13 protein-coding genes are annotated in these 17,355 nt (G+C 57.1%); 5 read left to right on the plus strand and 8 right to left on the minus strand.

The window, feature by feature from the left end; translation table 11 throughout:
- Nucleotides 1–444 precede the first annotated feature (444 nt).
- From Pla52nx_RS16330 to Pla52nx_RS16340, 3 genes are read left to right on the plus strand one after another with little or no spacing between them, the layout of a single operon-like run.
- On the plus strand, nt 445–1,449 hold the full coding sequence (locus tag Pla52nx_RS16330; RefSeq protein WP_146522634.1) for a sugar phosphate isomerase/epimerase family protein: 1,005 nt from the start codon (nt 445–447) through the stop codon (nt 1,447–1,449).
- Between the two features lie 11 nt (nt 1,450–1,460).
- Nucleotides 1,461–1,664: a sulfur carrier protein ThiS gene (gene thiS, locus Pla52nx_RS16335; protein WP_146522633.1), complete on the plus strand. Its 204-nt coding sequence runs from the start codon at nt 1,461–1,463 to the stop codon at nt 1,662–1,664.
- Between the two features lie 22 nt (nt 1,665–1,686).
- On the plus strand, nt 1,687–2,571 hold the full coding sequence (locus tag Pla52nx_RS16340; protein ID WP_342190420.1) for a thiazole synthase: 885 nt from the start codon (nt 1,687–1,689) through the stop codon (nt 2,569–2,571).
- A gap of 13 nt (nt 2,572–2,584) precedes the next feature.
- On the opposite strand, the gene Pla52nx_RS16345 is transcribed toward Pla52nx_RS16340, so the two are convergent.
- The 4 genes from Pla52nx_RS16345 to Pla52nx_RS16360 form a co-directional block, all read right to left on the minus strand.
- Nucleotides 2,585–4,267, minus strand: coding sequence for a hypothetical protein (locus tag Pla52nx_RS16345; protein WP_342190421.1), 1,683 nt, complete (start codon nt 4,265–4,267; stop codon nt 2,585–2,587).
- Nucleotides 4,268–4,486: 219 nt separating this feature from the next.
- Complete coding sequence (locus Pla52nx_RS16350) at nt 4,487–4,948, minus strand: putative molybdenum carrier protein (protein WP_146522630.1); 462 nt, start codon at nt 4,946–4,948, stop codon at nt 4,487–4,489.
- An 18-nt stretch (nt 4,949–4,966) separates the two neighbouring features.
- A complete protein-coding gene (locus tag Pla52nx_RS16355) occupies nt 4,967–5,806 on the minus strand; it encodes an RluA family pseudouridine synthase (protein ID WP_146522629.1) in 840 nt (279 codons plus the stop codon).
- Complete coding sequence (locus Pla52nx_RS16360) at nt 5,803–7,053, minus strand: prolipoprotein diacylglyceryl transferase (RefSeq protein ID WP_146522628.1); 1,251 nt, start codon at nt 7,051–7,053, stop codon at nt 5,803–5,805. Before Pla52nx_RS16360 ends, Pla52nx_RS16355 begins: the two co-directional genes overlap by 4 nt.
- Nucleotides 7,054–7,213: 160 nt before the next feature.
- On the opposite strand from Pla52nx_RS16360, the gene Pla52nx_RS16365 reads away from it, so the two are divergent.
- Nucleotides 7,214–8,020: a hypothetical protein gene (locus tag Pla52nx_RS16365; protein ID WP_146522627.1), complete on the plus strand. Its 807-nt coding sequence runs from the start codon at nt 7,214–7,216 to the stop codon at nt 8,018–8,020.
- Between the two features lie 80 nt (nt 8,021–8,100).
- Here Pla52nx_RS16365 and Pla52nx_RS16370 read toward each other — a convergent pair whose 3' ends face one another.
- From Pla52nx_RS16370 to Pla52nx_RS16380, 3 genes are all read right to left on the minus strand, one after another.
- Nucleotides 8,101–9,774 carry a DUF1598 domain-containing protein gene (locus Pla52nx_RS16370; protein ID WP_197454977.1) on the minus strand — a complete coding sequence of 558 codons (1,674 nt, stop codon included), beginning with the start codon at nt 9,772–9,774 and terminating at the stop codon, nt 8,101–8,103.
- A 310-nt stretch (nt 9,775–10,084) separates the two neighbouring features.
- Nucleotides 10,085–10,828: an arginyltransferase gene (locus tag Pla52nx_RS16375; RefSeq protein WP_146522625.1), complete on the minus strand. Its 744-nt coding sequence runs from the start codon at nt 10,826–10,828 to the stop codon at nt 10,085–10,087.
- Between the two features lie 397 nt (nt 10,829–11,225).
- A complete protein-coding gene (locus tag Pla52nx_RS16380) occupies nt 11,226–12,617 on the minus strand; it encodes a DUF1598 domain-containing protein (RefSeq protein ID WP_231742477.1) in 1,392 nt (463 codons plus the stop codon).
- Nucleotides 12,618–13,177: 560 nt separating this feature from the next.
- Here Pla52nx_RS16380 and gnd point away from each other — a divergent pair.
- A complete protein-coding gene (gene gnd / locus Pla52nx_RS16385; protein ID WP_146522624.1) occupies nt 13,178–14,656 on the plus strand; it encodes a decarboxylating NADP(+)-dependent phosphogluconate dehydrogenase in 1,479 nt (492 codons plus the stop codon).
- 779 nt (nt 14,657–15,435) lie between these two features.
- Here the strand turns inward: gnd and Pla52nx_RS16390 are convergent.
- Nucleotides 15,436–17,292, minus strand: a complete 1,857-nt coding sequence (locus tag Pla52nx_RS16390; RefSeq protein WP_146522623.1) for a Xaa-Pro dipeptidyl-peptidase — start codon at nt 17,290–17,292, stop codon at nt 15,436–15,438.
- Nucleotides 17,293–17,355: the final 63 nt, after the last annotated feature.

Raw genomic sequence — 17,355 nt, forward strand, 5'->3', positions numbered from 1 at the left:
GAGTCAGAGAAAAGAGATGGGAGATCAGGAATCTGGCTTGTGGGTGCAAGTTCATACGTGCTCGAAAAAGGACAAACCCGCTCGCCAAGGATGCATCGGGGATGATTTAACCTCTCAGGATAGCCCAGGCGAAGCCCAACCGTAGATTTTGACGGTCTGGCCGGTCGATGCGGCACTGATATTCTAGGCAACAAGCGAATCCCCTCAATGATCCCAAGTACCCGAGGGGCTCAATCGACGCCCTTTCGATCCGCATATTCGGTCGGACAATGCCTGACATTGCCGGTCGACCGGGTTCTGCCGACGGGGGGCGACCAGGAATCGCGGTTTTCTGGGGAACATAGTCCTCGCCGGGTTGTTGCGGTTTCGCTGTGAAAAACGCAAAATACCGGCTCAGATTTATTGTTAGCAATTCCCCACATGACAACTCCAACGGAGATCTCCATGGCTCGCCCCGTCACACTGTTTACCGGCCAATGGGCCGACCTGCCGATCGCAGAAATGGCCAAGATGACCAAAGGATTCGGCTACGACGGAATCGAATTGGCTTGCTGGGGGGATCATTTCGAAGTCGACAAGGCGTTGGCAGAAGACGATTATTGCGACAAAAAGCACGCCCTGCTCAGCGACGCCGGGCTGGAGTGCCACGCGATTAGCGCCCACTTGGTCGGACAAGCCGTCTTGGACACGATTGACGAGCGTCACAAAGCGATCTTGCCGGCCTACGTTTGGGGCGACGGCGACCCGGCAGGGGTGAACGAGCGGGCAATCGAAGAGCTGAAAAATACCGCGCGTGCCGCTCAGAAATTTGGCGTGGAAGTCGTCAACGGGTTCACCGGCAGCAGCATTTGGCACCTGCTCTACTCGTTCCCACCCGTTCCGCCGAGCATGATCGATGCCGGGTTTGACCTGCTGGCCGAGCGATTCAATCCGATCTTGGACGTGTTCGGTGAATGCGGCGTCCGGTTTGCCTTGGAAGTCCACCCGACGGAAATCGCGTTCGACATCCATACCGCACAACGCGCCCTGGATGCGTTGGACAACCGACCCGAGTTCGGATTCAACTTCGACCCCAGCCACTTGATCTGGCAAGGCGTCGACCCAGTGAAGTTCATCCGCCAGTTCCACGACCGTATCTATCACGTCCACGTCAAAGACGCGATCGTGACGTTGGACGGCACAAGCGGAATCAACTGCAGCCACCTGAACTTTGGTGACCATCGACGCGGATGGGATTTCCGTAGCCCAGGTCGCGGTGGTGTCAATTTCGAGGAAATCATTCGCGCCCTGAACGATATCGATTACCAAGGTCCCCTGTCGATTGAATGGGAAGACAGCGGAATGGACCGTGAGTTTGGTGCCCGTGAAGCTTGTGAGTTCACCAAAAAACTCGATTTCTCACCCAGCGGACGCGCTTTTGATGCCGCGTTCGACGAAGCCAACGATTGATCGCCAAAGGCATGATTAAGATCACCGTGAACGGAAAGGCCGTTCAGATCGAAGAACCGATGACGGTCCAGCAATTGCTTGACACGGTCGAGGTACCGCCCAACTATTTGGCGGTCGAGCTGAACGCAGATGTCGTTCCCCGAGAGGAATACGGCTCGCACACCGTTCACGATGGCGATGATGTCGAAGTCGTCACCCTGGTCGGTGGCGGCTGACATCAACCCACCCCTCAACCACTTGAGCAACATCATCAACTTGCAAGAATCCTCCCTGGAATCCTCGTCGCCCGAGTCGCCGTTGATTGTCGGCCGACACACCCTGGCCAGTCGCTTGATCGTTGGCACCGGTCGTTACGACACGATGCAGCAAATGAAGGATTCGTTGGACGCGTCGGGCGCCGACTGTGTCACCGTCGCCGTTCGCCGTGAAAAGCTCTACGAGCGAGGCGGCCAAAACATCCTCGATTTCCTCGACTTGGACCGCTACACCCTGCTGCCCAATACAGCGGGTTGCTACACCGCCGTCGATGCAATCCGCGCCGCAAAACTTGGTCGAGAGATTCTGCGTACGCTGGGAAATCCGGGCGCGGACTGGGTAAAACTAGAAGTCCTGGGTGACAGCAAGACGCTCTTGCCCGATCCGGCCGCCACGGTGGAAGCCTGCCGTGAATTGGCTGCCGAAGGTTTCTCGGTGCTCTGCTACACCAGCGATTGTCCCGTGACCGCCCGTCGGCTGAAAGAAGTCGGTGCGGCAAGCGTGATGCCAGCCGGTAGCCCGATCGGCAGCGGACAAGGGCTGCTGAATCCGAACAACTTGAGGATCGTTCTGGAGTACCTCAAAGAAGACGATCCGAACTATCCCGTCATCGTGGACGCCGGCGTCGGCACAGCAAGCGATGTCAGCGAAGCGTTCGAATTGGGCGGTGATGGCGTGTTGCTCAACACCGCGATCGCCCACGCTCGTGATCCCGTCCGCATGGCAGCAGCAATGAAACACGCTGCGATCGCCGGCCGCCACGCATTCCTTGCAGGCCGCATCCCCAAGCGACTGTACGGAACCGCCAGCAGTCCATCGGAAGGAGTGATCAGCACACGCCCCTACGGCAGTGAAACAAAAGAGTGATGATTGATCTCGCTTAGCGGACTTCTGATACGAACTCGCAGTTGGGAAAGCAATCGCGTAACCTCCTCAATGCCACTTCGGTCAGGTCCGTGTTTCGAACGTCCAATTGGTCCAAATGATCCAGGTTCAATTCTGATGGAACTTCGCAAAGGGGCAAGACAACGTCATCGCAAGCAAACGTGCCTCGCAAGCTGACGTCACAAAGCTGAGGTAGGCTATGGAAGCAACTGAGGACGCCACCAGAGATCGGGCAGCCCGATAGATCGATCCTCGTGATCGCTGTGTCCTGGGACGCTAGCTGTTCACTCGAACTGGCGAGTTGTCGGCGATTCCCTCGAAAATGCGACTTCAACCCATGGAGTTTGCCCTGCTCGACCAGCGATGAAACAACGTGATCGTTGATCGCGGTGACTTCCAGCGTCACGATGTCCAATTTGGCAAGCTTCGCGATTTGAGCCATGTGCTCCTTGGTCAGGTTGTCATTGAAAAGCTCAAACTCGACCAACTGCTCGAATCGATCCAAACGACTCAATCCATCGACGGTGACCCTGGTGTGGTCCAAGCAGAGTGACTGAAGCGATGGCAACTCGCCGATCAGCGAAAGCCCAATGTCGTTGATACCGGGACCGAGCGTGAGATGTGTCAGTTGAGTGTTGCCATTGAGCAGAGCCAAGCTCGTGTTGTCGACGAGGCAAGCACTCAGATTCAGCTGACGCAGCATGGGCAATTGAGTCACCCACTTTAGATCACGCAAAACGTCTCCCCTGGTGCTGGTCTCCAACGCCAGAGAATTGATTTCGTCATCGCTCTCGGGACGCTCACCGGCTTCGTTCGATGCACCCGGCAACAAATGAAGCATTTCCTCTTTCCCAAGTACCGATAGAATGTGGTCGGTCAAGTTCAGATTCAGTGTTTTCAGATTCGGCAGTGACTTCAGTTGGGGCAACACCGTGCTGCTCAACTGGTAGTCTCCGTGCACCGTCTTGAGTGACAGGTGAGTGATCTCTGTATCGCTCGTCGCTTGTTGGCCATTCGCATTGAATGCGCGTGCGAATCCGCGACCACGTCGGGCAACATGCAACTTGCCCATGGGTAGCAAAGTCGCAACGCAATGCTCGTCCAAAATGAACTCGCTCAAGTCGACGCGCTGCAAGGAGGGCAATTGGGCGATCGCCATTTCCAGTGATTTCGGTGAAACGACAGAACGGTTGAACTTTAGCTCGACGATCTTTGAATCGTCGTCAACGGCCTCGCCCATGTTCGCACGCGCCGCATGTCCGGAGATGGACGCATACCATTTGTGCACACAGCCATTTCTCAGCATCGCCTGAAAAACGTCATCATTGACTTGGTCGGCATGAAAGTGCATCTGTTGCAATTGGGGCAGCTTTACCAGAGTCTCGACGGCATCACCGGTGACAGGAGCATTGTAGAGCTCGATCGAGATGATCTCAGAATCTTTGGTCGCTCTCGTTGGGGATCCATTGATCGACTTTGGCACCTGACTCATTGCGCCGGGCAACTCGTGCAGCCTGCCCAGTTCGCTCAATTGGGCAATGACATCATCTGTGACGTATCTGTTCTGAGTCGGGGTCTCGACTCCGCACCCGGACATCAGCACGAGAACGAAAAAAAGAGGAACGAGTGACCGGTAACGATCTCTTGGAACCGCGATACGCCGTCTGACCACACTCATCTCAACCTTTTCCTGGCGGCCCGAACGCACGCCGATGGGGAGAGTCTGCCACTTGCCCGATGATAAGTGCCCGGCCGACGAATGCATTGAAATCGCCGCACGCACGCCCGAGCGTAGAAAGAAGTTTAAGGGGTTGACGGGGGTGATTACAACTTGATTATTAAAAAACGTGAGGAACTGACGGCGAATCCCATTACGCCCGCAAATCATTGCTCGTTGCTAACTGAGAATGCGCACCACGAATTCCATACAACGATCCTGGATCCCGGGCGAGCTCGTCTCTCGTGGACCGGCGACGTTCAGGGTCAATGGGCGATGTTGTTGCAACCACGATTGTGCGATTTCCACTTGATCGCGATCCAATCTCAAGCACAGAACGGGCTTGCTCCACTTCTCCGCCAGCCGTTTCGTCAACAAAGTTCCACCCTTCAGTCGACCTTCGTACAGTATCAGCGTGGCATCCGATTCGATCACGTTTTGCTCCGTGCGTGGCGGATACTCAGGGGAACTCATTTCAACGAGTTCGTACCGACTGGGGATGGAGCCGTCTTCGGAAAGCCGGCCGGCTGGGCACCATCCTCCGTGTTCAATGCCCAATGCGATCGCAGCATCCAACGCCCCGCGATCGACTCCTGTCTGACCGCCTGAGACAATCCGCTGTGGGCAAAAGCTATCGGGCACGAATCTGCCGCTCTTGGTTTAGGTTGAATTTTGAGTGACCGGAGTATCCGTGGTCCAGTCCAACGCTTGTGCTATGGTCTGCTGAGCGTCCGCCTCACCAGCGATGCCAGCAAGATTTCCCCAAAAGTCTGGTAGGGGCGCGACGAATCGCAGCGGAGTCGCTCGTGTGGGATGTGTAATTAAAAGCTGCCAACTGTGCAGAGCAACCCCGAGTTTGAACGCGACGTCGGCGCCGTACTTGCGATCGCCGATGATCGGATGCCCACGATCGGCCAGTTGAAGACGAATCTGGTGCTTTCGACCGGTCACCAATCGAATCGCCAGCATCGTACGATCCGCCATTCGCCCGAGAACAGCGTATTTCATTTCGGCTCGCTGCGTATCGGTGCGTTTTGCTCGGGCAACACGCATTCGGTGCGCCGCGTCGTCTTTCCAAACCATGTCGACGAGTGTTCCCGAGTCACTCAGTCCGGAGTCACTCCAGTCGCCTTGCACGATCGCCAAATAAAGCTTCTGTGCCGCATCGGACGCTTTGCGTTTGCGGTTCTTGCTCGCATCGGATGGATGTCCGCCGCCTGCAAATTGCGTCGACAATCGGCTGGCTGCCTTGCTGGTTCGCGCCAGCACCAAAACACCGGTGGTCATCGCATCGAGTCGACTGACGATCCCGACAAACACGTTCCCGGGTTTGTTGTATTTGTGCTTCAAATAGGCAGTCGCCATGGCATGAATCGTAGGCTCGCCTGTCTCGGCACCCATGGTCGCTACGCCGGCGGGTTTGTTGATGACCAGCAAATGGTTGTCTTCATAGAGCACCGCTTCGCCAGCAAGCTGTGTCGTGTGGTTCCCTCGATTCATGCCGGCTCACGCCTAGTGAATTGAATCCACGCCATGCCTGCGACGGAACATATCAACACAACAATACTGACCCACTGTGAAATCGTTAGCGCGGTGTCGAACTGGCCGGCTTCATCGACGCGAACGATTTCCAGGACAAACCGCAACACGGCATAGCTGGCAAAGCCAAGCATCATCAGTGTCCCGTCACGAAATTTCCAACGAGACAGGAAGCACAATGCGATACAGAGTGTCAGCGCAGAGACGCTGCTGATGATTTGAGCTGCGCGGACGGGCAAGGCCTTGGGGGGAAGCTCGTCGGGTCGGAAGGGATACTCACGCCCCGATACTTCCACCACCCACGGCCTGGGGACATCCTCTGCAGGCAGCTTCAACGCTTCCGAGTCCGCTCGGGGACGTACGGGATACGCGCCACGGAAAATCTGCCCCTCTTCGATTCCCCGTTGTGCCGCCAGTGAGTCTTCTTCGACCGCAAGGATTCGCCCCGTTTCTTCATCCACCCGCAGCCCGATCAGTTCCCCGCTGGCTGCTTGGTCCTCATAGACGCGACTGCCCGGCGGAAAATGAAGTGCCATCACGCCGTCGTCGCAACGTCCTCCATAACAGCATCCGTTCATCAAACATCCCAGCCTGCCGAAAAACACCCCCAGGAACATGCAAGGCACGATGATGTCGCCGAGTTTCAATAACGGCAGCTTACGCCAATACACAAACCCGACCGCAGCGAGAAAGCCACCGATGAACGATCCGTAGACCACCAGACCGCCTTCGTTGAACATCAACATGTTTCGAACGGTTTGGCCGGGAGTTTCACCGACAAAATTTTCAAAATACTGCACGACATAGAAAACGCGTGCACCGACAATCCCCGCGACGAACACCCAGGGAGCAAGCGAATAGATCGTTTCGGGGTTCATTCCGCTTCGTTTGGCCCGTATCGCAGCCAAAGCGACCGAAGAAACGACGGCTATCAGTAGGAACACGCCGTAGCCGCGCACCGCCACCCCGACCGGTTCACCCTCCAGATTCTTTAGCTCGACCATCGGCAAGACGAAGACGATCGCAGCGGCAACGATGCCCCACAAAATGCTTTCTGACGCGATCAACTCCCCAAACGACTGCCCCGATCGCCGTGCAACGAGCAGCCGCACGACGACGAAAATGGCGAACAAAATCAGTATCCAGCCGATGCCAAAAACCGGCAGTCCGGCGATTTCGTGAGGAATGAAAAGGAGCGTGCGACGCATTCGAGGATCTGGTTTTCGCGTAGGAAGGAGGGGAATCGCGATTGCTCTGGACGGTCCAGAACTGTCTTTTCTACGCTTCGGACATAACAATCGTCCAGCCGAATGCTAGCCGAAAGCAGGCCAACGCATCCGGAATCGCCCTCAATGCCCTGGAAACGCGATGAGTTTTCGTCCAAACACTCGTCCAAATGCCGCTCCGCAGCACGACGTTCCCCGTCCGAATGACGGCATGGCGACGTCCGTCCGCGGGATCGTGCTCGCGATTTGTAGCAGCCTGATTCTGCTGTCACCCTCCCTCTGGGCAGATTTCCCGGTGTTCCGGGCGACCATTACCAACACCACCGATGAATCGGCATCTCCGGATGCGTTGCATTTGATCCTGTTCGATGGGGCTGATGTCTACGACTTTTCACTTCGCCCGCCATACACCGTCACGGTGATCCAGTCAGACAATGAGCGAATTGTGATGTTGGCCAATGAAGAACAAGTGCAGTGCAAACTTTCGACATCGGATTTGATGAATCAAGCCGTTCGTGTCAAGGAAAGCGCGACCACACCTGAGCTCAAGGAACGCTGGGGAATCTCTGCTGTCGCTGAGTCCAGCGACGACAAAACGTACGAACTTGCTTACGGTGCATTCCATTATCAAACGACGACACAGCCTGCTCACTCACGCGCTGTGGCCGTGGAGTTCGCGCGTTTCGCCGATTGGGCGTGTCGATTGAACATCCTGAGAAAACTCGGTCCGCCGCCGTTCGGTAGAATGACACTCAACGAACAAATCGCTGCGGCTGATCAACTGCCCCAATCGGTGACCTTGACGTACAAGTCGGACTCGGGCGAGCAAACCTTTCACTCAACGTATGAATTCACACTCGATCTCACCGACGCAGATAAGAGACGAATCGAATCGGTGCAGGAAAAGATAAACACCTATCGCGAAGTCCCGCTCAAAGCGTTTCCTTGACGTTGTGGGTTTCGACAGAAATCGAGGAAGAGAGGAACTCTGGCGAATCCCATTACATGGCGAGGATGCATCGGCGTCAGTTATCGGTCCCACCACCAGCGTTGAATGGTGGGTGGCGCGTTTTGCTCGGTTCCACGCAAGGATGTCAGTGTTGGGTAGTCACTGATGTTTTCGCCGACGGCCACGCGGGTGTCCACGGCGACACCGCCGCTGGCCAACAAGACGTGATGCATCTTACGACCGTTTCGAACTTTATGGAGCGTCGCGATCGATTCGACTTGGCGAGGCGCCGTCAACGCGTATTGCGGGTATGTTGCGTCCGCAGCCAGTCCCGCCAATAACCGCTTCGTCGCATCGGCGTCTGCATGTTGATGCATCACTTGGGCGGCCGACGCGGCGTGATAAACCGACTCGAGAGCCGCGTAGACCGGATACCGATCGCGGATCGCGCCGAACTGTCGGTTGAACTCGTCCACGAACATTTGGGTTCGCGGATCGACCAAGACGTTGCCGCGTCCACCTGTTGCCAAAGCACGTTGGTTTTGACCGCTCAATTGAATCGCATCACCGGCGATTTCGAACACGGTCCGATCCGCGTCGGCCCGTACCGATTGCGGCCGCGCGGTGAACCAAAGTCTCAGCAGCAACTCATCCGGTGGTCCTTGAGCAATCGTGGCATCGATTGCATCCAAATAGTTTTTTACTCCCTCAGGCATCTCGGCTTCACCCAACGCCAGTTGTTTCATGTGCCGGTCGGCTTCGACCATCAAGTGCCCGATCGCAGTGTCACCCGCGATCCCAAAGACCTCCACACGTTGCATGCCCAAGGCGTCTTGCAATGATTTTGCAGCCAATCCGATGGGGAGCTGTCCGGATTTGATTCGGGCGCCGACCTCGGCCGCCTGTTGCATGCCCGCCGGAGTCGGATCGATCGTGCATCCGAAGGGTTGATTGGCCGAAGCGGAAGCCAAGCAGGCAAAAAGGAAATCGCTTCGCATTGCCGCATCGCCACTTTGTCGATCAAGATACCAGCCGCCTGCGACATCGATGCCACCCACCGGACCACCGACGATCACATCGTCGTCGGTCAAGATCACGTATTGGATTCGAGACAGTCCTGCCATGTGACGCATCGCGTCGTCGTAGGCAATGCCCGCAAGCTGACGTTCGGCCATCACATCGCGGAGGCGACGAAGTGAGATGAAACGCATGGCCGATGGCGACATCCATGCGTCGGCGTGGTCGACGTCCCCTGGCAACGGTGGTGTCAGCATCGCGTTGAGTTGCCTCAGCGGATCCGATGCCGCCACTGTGAGGCACGGCTGGACGGTTCCCACCGGGTCGACGTAGACGCCTTGGGGATACGGTGCCATCGTGCTGGGACCGCCGAGTGCTTCCCATGTGTCCGGGACAACCGTCTGCTGAATCAGCTGCATCAGCGAGTCAAAGTCGGCGAAAGAGCTGCCGCCCCGTGCGGCGCCGATGGCTTGCCGGCGAGCATCGGGGGAGTCGATGCCTCGAAGGGTAACGCCGGCAGCAACGGGATCGCCCGAGGACGTTTGAGCGACAGCGATCTGAGCCAAGACCTGGTCCCGCTGAGCAGGAATGCTGTTGGGTACCGCAGCCTGTTTGGCCACGGAGAATTCGCCTGCCGCAATTTGCTTCCGCAGGTCATCGGCAAAGCCGGCTGGAGGGGCAATATGCAACGCTGCCAAGATCGCAGCAACCGTGAGCGTCAGATTCAGCAAGCGCATCTCGAAATCCTGAGTGGAGAATACAGCGGACAAGTTCGACGTCATGTCGGCGGAGGCGGCGACAACCAGTTTAGCAAATGCCAGTCCAGCGGCGAATCATTTTCCGAAATGTGCGATTCCGGGTTTTTCGTTGGGTCTGCCGAAAGGGAGGGTGTTTGATCGAGTGTTGCATTGTGCAACGATTGCCGCAAATTGCTGCACCAAGGGGGCAGTCTGCAAACGGAAACGCTTGGGACTCGCCGCACGTTTGGCGGGGCACGCTATCGATTTGGAAAATCGAGCGACGATTGTCCTTCGACCGTTTGACCAATCATTTGCCTTCCGCGATCGGCACCCATTTGCCTTCGATCAGTCGTTCTTGTGGACTGAAACGGGCTTTGTAGCTCAGATGCGGGTTCGCGGCGACATAGAGCCCGAGGTAGAGAAACTCGCGTCCGGTGTCGAGGACACGCTGGATTTGTTTCAGCACTGCGTAGGTGCCCAAACTGTAGCGGCTGAACTCGGGGGCAAAGTGTGTGTAGACGGCGGAAAAGCTGGTTCGTCCCCAATCGACGATCGCCACGGCGATCAACAAGTCATCCAGCGTGATCGCCAGTTCGGTGGTACTGAAACAGGTCTCGGTCAAGAACGCCTCATAGCTGAGCAAATCGACTTCGTCACCGTCGGAGAGTTTGCGTAATCGACGGTGGTCGTTGAACAATTGGACGCGACGATCGTCGGCGATTGGCGTTCCCCAGTGGCACCGCAGGTCGCGATCCCCTCGCTTCAAAACACGTTGCATCGAACGTGACCAGTTGAACTGATCGGCCCGCAATCGCGTCGGCTGGCAGGCTTGGCAAATCGGGCAACGGGTACGGTACAAGTACACGCCACTGCGTCGATAACCGGCAGCCAACAACGCATCGGCATCGTCGCCATCGAGTTTGCCGACGGATACTTCCAGCGGCATCCGCGCTGTTTCGGCGAGGTAAGGACACGGCTGCAAGTGATCTTGAACGACCACCAGTCGACGCCGGCCCTCTGTCTGCTCCGAATCGGGATGACGATGATTCATAGGATTGACGCTTGGCCAAAGGGCTGTTGACTGGGTGCGTTAAGCAATTCTTGTGAGCCGATGGCGCTAGCCACGGGCTTCGAAGGGCTGGATCATCAACCAAGGCCCGCGGCTAGCGCCGTCGGCTCACGAAACCAACAATCCCGCGGCTAGCGCCGTCGGCTCACGAAACCAACAAGCCCGCGGCTAGCGACGTCGGCTCACGAAACCAACAAGCCCGCGGCTAGCGCCGTCGGCTCACGAAACCAACATGCCGCGAGTGTTGCCGGGCATTTTGCTGCTGGAACGATAGCGATGCCAAGGGGAACGTCAAACAAAAAAAGCCCGACTCGGAGAAGTCGGGCTTTAGGGTTTGCGGTGTGTTTGACCGGCTGAAGCCGGGAGACCTGCGGAGAGATCAGTCCCACCACCATTGGCCTGGCTGCAGACCTGATGGGCCTGCTGATTGCTTGATTTGGTTGTTTTCGCCTTTGCGGTCGATCACCAAATACTCTTTGTCCAACGCCTTGCGAGGCTGCATTTGAACGCCGCCACCCAGAGGGGTCATCAGCGTGTTGCCTTTCCAAATCGCGTTGACGGCCGTTTCCACTTGCTGCGGGGCGGTGTAGGTCTGAACGGCAAACTGCGATTCGTCACCCAAGACGGGCATCGACCAACCGGCTTGTCCGTAGAAGTCTTGTTCCTGGATGTAGGCCGCAGCGATCGAGACATCCATTATTTGACGCAATTCCGCGTAGATACTGACGCGGTCGGCGATCATGTTGTATTTCTCGGTGAACTCCTTGCAAAACGCTTCGCTGGCCTTGTTGACTCGCTTGGTTGCGATGCGATTTCCGCCGGCGACTCGCTCGTTTTCACCCACGAGTTGCACGCCACGCTCGTTGATCCGCATCGCCAATCCGTCTTCGCTAACGGCAACACCGTCATAGCGAGGTTGAAAATACCAGCGTTCCATAGCGTTGGCGGCGACCGATGTCGGGTTGGCACGCTCGACATAGCTGGTGACGCGGACGGGCAGACGCTCCAGTCCGATTCCGATCAGCTTCATCCGATAGTCGGCTTCCACCAGCACGCGGGCAAAGTGGGTCGTGTCAGGGACTCCGTTAAAGGTCACGGTTTGCAGTCCCAGATTTTCCTTCAGGCCACTGGCCAATCGCTGCGCGTCGCTCGGTTGAACTCGACCGCGGACGGCGGCGAGGAACTGTTGCATCCGCTGCAGTCCCTCGGCGGTCGGGTCGATCGACACACTGATCACGCCCGTTTCGGGGCTGCCAGGTGCGAAAGCTCGCATGGCGGTCACCATGTCTTCGAGCAAAACGGTCGGGCGACCGGATTCGATCCCAATGAAACGGTTCGTCGGATCAGCAGCGAATCCTTCTGCAGGACCAGCGATCACGATGTCGTTGGTGTCGGGGTAAAAGAAGACGTATTGAACCGAAGTCAATCCGGCCAGGGCTTTCATGGCGTCATCCGGCTGACGTCCGGCGGCGACTTCGGCTGCCAAGGCGGCTTCCAGTCGGTTGAGCGAGACCTTGCGGAGCTTGCTCGATTTCATCAAATCGCTGTCGGCCATCCGGCGGGCGGCTTCAAAACGCTGGCGTGCGAGCTGGTGGTCAAACTGCTTGACCTGCAGCACGCCACGGGCGTCGACATCGATCCCTGCGATCGGTTGCGCGAAATTGTTAACATTATTGCCACCGCCATTGTTCTGCGCAAATGTATTTGCGGCGGGAAATGCGAACAGGCAAAGGGCCGCAAAGGCGGTCATCGAACGGAAAAGGTTTTTCATCACTCAAGCCAACTTCAGATGGTGGCACCAGAAAAGGTGTGGTTTGTGAGCTCGACAATAGTTGCTCGGAGCCGTTTCGGCAACAAACTGGCAGTTCTGGGGAAGGAATTCGGGTAAGGATTGATCCGGTCACAGCGAATCGATCGGCCGGTGGCCGCTGAATCTCCGTGTTGGAGCGTCCCGATGGAGCAAATCGCGTGCCTTGGACTTTTTAGAAAAACCCGTGTTTTCCCGCCCGAGCCTCGTCGATCCCCCCAACCGTGGACTGCGTGCAACCTTATTCAGACGCGATCCGGGGACTGTCCGTTCCAATTGATGGGCCTAAAGGCAGACAATCCCACGAAAACTTAGCTTGCCACTTGATCGGCGTCCGCACCCTTTCGGATTTTTCACAACCACCTAAAATCCGGCCTTTGCTGGAAATCGACCCCCTCGCGGACGGTCAAGCGACGCGTCGCCCAAAATGAACCTGATTCCCATTGCATCGACGCGGGTTCCACTGACGATCACGTTCCCCAGACGCTTAGCGGGCGTCGCAGAATACAAGAGACAGATTCAAGATGAGTGGTGATTGCGATTTTGGTTTGATTGGCTTGGCCGTGATGGGCGAAAACTTGGCTCTCAATGTGGAGAGTCGTGGTTACAAAGTCGCCGTCTATAACCGTACGACCAGCAAGGTCGACGAGTTGATTGCTGGCCGCGCCGCTGGCAAGAATTTTGTCGGCACCCACACCCTGGAGGACTTTGTCAAATCGGTCAAACGTCCACGCAAATTGATGATGCTGGTCAAAGCAGGCCCGGCGGTCGACGCCTTGATCGAAACGTTGATCCCACTGTGTGAACCCGGCGACATCATCATCGACGGGGGCAACACCCACTACGTGGACACGGAACGACGTACCAAGCAAGTCGAGGATGCTGGATTGCTGTACGTCGGTTGCGGCGTTTCGGGTGGCGAAGAAGGCGCGCTGAAAGGCCCCAGCCTGATGCCCGGTGGCAGCAAAGCGGCCTGGCCGGAAGTCAAAGAGATGTTCCAAGCCATCGCCGCAAAGGTCGGACCCAACGACGACATCCCTTGCTGTGAATGGGTCGGCCCCCGCGGTGCCGGTCACTACGTCAAGATGGTCCACAACGGGATCGAATACGGCGACATGCAGCTGATCTGCGAAGCCTATCAGTTGCTGCACGAACTGGGCGGATTGTCCAACGACGAACTGTATGATGTGTTCGACGATTGGAATCGCGGTGACCTACAAAGCTATCTGATCGAGATCTCCCGAGACATCTTTAGCGTCAAAGACGACCAAGGTGGTGACGGACACTTGGTCGACAAGATCATGGACGTGGCCGGAGCCAAGGGGACGGGCAAGTGGATGAGCCAACTGGCGCTGGACCTGGGCGTTCCTAGCACCCTCGTCACCACGGCCGTGTTTGCCCGCGGTCTGTCGGCACAGAAAGACGCCCGTGTGCGTGCGAGTGAAAAACTGGAAGGCCCCGCTGCCGGTTCCAACGCCGAGATGAACGCGGTCGTTGAAAAGCTGGTCGGTGACAAAGCTGCGTTTGTCGAAGCCGTCCGCCAAGCGCTCTATGCCTCCAAGATCGTCAGCTATGCCCAGGGCTACGTGCAGTTGCAAGCCGCATCGCAGGAGCACGACTGGGATTTGGACTATGGCCTCTGTGCTCTGCTGTGGCGTGGCGGCTGCATCATCAGGGCAAAATTCCTGGATCGTATCAAGGAAGCCTTTGATGCCGATCCGAACTTGGAAAACCTGTTGTTGGACAAGTTCTTTGACGAAGCCATCCAGAACGCGCAAGAAGCTTGGCGGGCCGTCGTTGCCACCGCATCGATCGTCGGCATCCCCGTCCCCGCGTTCAGCACCGCGCTGAACTACTACGACGGCTACCGCTTGGCTCGCTTGCCCGCCAACTTGTTGCAAGCCCAACGCGATTACTTCGGCGCCCACACATACCAACGTTTGGACAAAGAAGGCACGTTCCACACCGAATGGATCCAGCTTCGCAAAGAACCCAAGGCGTAGGTGCCTATCTATTGTCGTTCGACTCTCAGAGTCGAAAACGAACGCCACCAAACGCTTTGGGCCGACTATTCAGCAATCGTATGTCATGCTGTGCATGACATACTGCCCGCTTGTCTTCACGGCGTCCATTCTGCGACGCCCTTCGGAGACTGCTGATTTAGTGAGCCGCAAGGCGCTAGTGGCCTGTTGATTGAATCGAAATTGGGAACGCAAGGGTGAGCCGTGGGCCGTAAGGCACCGGGCAATGCGGTAGGCCCGGCCGCTTACGCGTCGCGGCTCACTCAATCAACGGCCCGCTAGCCCGGATTATTCATCAGCCGGAACGCGATAGCGTCCGGTTCTTGACTATAGGCATGAGAACCGGACGCTATCGCGTGGCGGCTGATCTGCGCAGACTGTTTTTCTGCCAATCCGCGCAAGCCTTTTCACGCAAACGTATTGCGATGACTGTAGTGAGTCGCGTGAATAATCCGGGCTAGCCGCGGGCCTAATGGTGTTGACGAAACCCTTCGAGGCCCGTGGCTAGCGCCATCGGCTCACAGACACAACGCAACACGACTAAATCAGCAACCACCGGCGGTGTTCGCTACGCTCGACCGCCGCTACCATCTGGGACCATTTCATGGTCCGCTGGCGCTTAGCCGCTGAGGCGAATGCGAGGGAGCAGGCCTGTCTGCGCGAGTGAGTGATAGGGACTGGCAAAACGTTTGGCGGGGCACGCTATCGACTTGGAAAGTCGAGCGACGATTGGCCAGTCACAGACCCACGGCGTTGTGGACCTACTCCGCACTAGGCATCAATGCCGTCTGCAGTGCTTCCTTTCCCCCGACCACGGGCAAGGACAGCGTGGTCTTGTTGGGGTCGATCGTTAGCTTGGTTCCCGGCTTGGGATGCAGCGTGAACTCCTTGTCACTCGAAAAGATCATCAGACCGATCTTTTGGCCGGCCGGGATGACTTGATCATCCGGCTGCAATGCGAAGGAGACATCGTACAATCGACCCGGCTCCAACGGAGCACTCTTACGAATCGATTCTTGATTCTGAGGGTCCGCCCAGCCACGTGTGATGATGTTGTCCGTGATCTTGGCATCCTTTTTGTCGTTCCACGGCAGTGAAACCATCCAGACCGACAAGTTGGCCGCGGGTTGATCGCAAGCCATTCGCACGGTGATCTTGGGTGTACCCGAGAGATGCAAGTCCGTCGTCAGTTCCGGCGTCACATAGATCAACCGGTGCTGTGTCGATTCTGCTTTGGCCAACGATGCACCGTCGAACGAAAAGTTGTCGATCAATGTCTCAAGGGGCTGCTCGGATGGAGCCTCCATCGACAAGGTGCCTTGTCCGGGGCTGCCGGCGATCATGTGAACTGGGACGTGCTGAGAATCGGGGTGAGGATAATCGACGTACGACGTGGGGTTCTCGCGTTTATCGGATTCACGAACGATCCAAGATTTGGGATCCTTTTCGACGTCGTTTTGCACTCCGTGCAGGTATCGAGTGAACCAACGGTTCATCAATTTCATCGGCGGAGGACCACCGTGGCCACCTTGATGAAAGAAGACTTGGCAGGGAACGCCTTTTTCTTTGACGGCTTCGTAGATCCGCACGCTGTGTTCGGGAACGACGTTCCAATCGTTGAAGGCGTGGGCCATCAAAACGGCCGCTTTGAGTGGTTGGAGATCGTTGAGGTAATCACGCGAAGCCCAGAAATCGTTGTAGTCGCCCGTCTCGCGATCCAAGTTCTTGAGCATCAGTTCGTCACGGACGTTGCAATCGCAGTAATCCCGGTTGGCCTCCAGTCCGCTATGGATGAACTCGTACAAGACATCAATGTCTTCGCCCATGTAGCCGCCTGGGTGACGGACCAGACCGTTGGATCGGTAATAGTGATAGTACGACGTATTGGGTGCCACCGGAATGATGGCTTCCAAACCATCGACGCCGGTGGTGGCTGCGGCCAAGGGGATCGTGCCGTTGTAGGACGTGCCTGTCATGCCGACTTTGCCCGTGCTCCAAGTCGCATGAACGGGCTGGCCACCCTCTGGCTCTGAGAATCCTTTGCCTCGACCGCACAGCCAATCGATGACGGCTTTCGGGGCCAACGATTCGTTGTCTCCACCGACCGTGGGACATCCTTGCGAGAGCCCTGTCCCGGGCGATGAGGAATGGACGACGATGTATCCGCGTGGCACCCAATCCTCTGTGTGCGATTTGGAAATGATGGGCCGTGTGCCGGTTCGCTTGACTGGCGGCGCGATCTCCCGTTTGGGTGGCGTTGCCCCCAGTTCTTGACGAGGCGACCAGAAATATTCGTCGCCCGACACGCCGACGCCAGCGAAATAAGGGCTTGAGACATAGACCACGGGCAATTTCAATCCCTCAGTCTCCGTCTGCGCCGGTCGCGTCACACTGACGTGCATGCGATCCGGCTTGCCGTCGCCATCGGTGTCGAATTCGGTTTCCACCCACAAATCGTGTCGCAGCCAGTACGCGGGATCCTTGAACGCCTCGACCACCTGGGCCTCCCCGTCCTTGAACACCGGCCCGACCGGCTCACCGTCATCCGCGACCGAGCTGCCGACGTGACAACAAAGAACTCCAAGAAATAGGAAACAAATCAGGTGCGTGGATTTCATCGGCTGGTCAAACGGGGGAACGAGAAATGCAAAGAAATGCGGGTCGCGGATCCGCTATGATAG

It is taken from the genome of Stieleria varia, assembly GCF_038443385.1.
Taxonomy (GTDB): Bacteria; Planctomycetota; Planctomycetia; order Pirellulales; family Pirellulaceae; genus Stieleria; species Stieleria varia.

Coding starts and splice junctions, on each gene's coding strand:
- Pla52nx_RS16370 (WP_197454977.1), bottom strand. CDS start 9,774: ATGCGCTTGCTGAATCTGACGCTCACGGTTGCTGCGATCTTGGCAGCG.
- thiS (WP_146522633.1), top strand. CDS start 1,461: ATGATTAAGATCACCGTGAACGGAAAGGCCGTTCAGATCGAAGAACCG.
- Pla52nx_RS16360 (WP_146522628.1), bottom strand. CDS start 7,053: ATGCGTCGCACGCTCCTTTTCATTCCTCACGAAATCGCCGGACTGCCG.
- Pla52nx_RS16355 (WP_146522629.1), bottom strand. CDS start 5,806: ATGAATCGAGGGAACCACACGACACAGCTTGCTGGCGAAGCGGTGCTC.
- Pla52nx_RS16390 (WP_146522623.1), bottom strand. CDS start 17,292: ATGAAATCCACGCACCTGATTTGTTTCCTATTTCTTGGAGTTCTTTGT.
- Pla52nx_RS16345 (WP_342190421.1), bottom strand. CDS start 4,267: ATGAGTGTGGTCAGACGGCGTATCGCGGTTCCAAGAGATCGTTACCGG.
- Pla52nx_RS16365 (WP_146522627.1), top strand. CDS start 7,214: ATGAGTTTTCGTCCAAACACTCGTCCAAATGCCGCTCCGCAGCACGAC.
- Pla52nx_RS16380 (WP_231742477.1), bottom strand. CDS start 12,617: ATGAAAAACCTTTTCCGTTCGATGACCGCCTTTGCGGCCCTTTGCCTG.
- Pla52nx_RS16330 (WP_146522634.1), top strand. CDS start 445: ATGGCTCGCCCCGTCACACTGTTTACCGGCCAATGGGCCGACCTGCCG.
- Pla52nx_RS16375 (WP_146522625.1), bottom strand. CDS start 10,828: ATGAATCATCGTCATCCCGATTCGGAGCAGACAGAGGGCCGGCGTCGA.
- gnd (WP_146522624.1), top strand. CDS start 13,178: ATGAGTGGTGATTGCGATTTTGGTTTGATTGGCTTGGCCGTGATGGGC.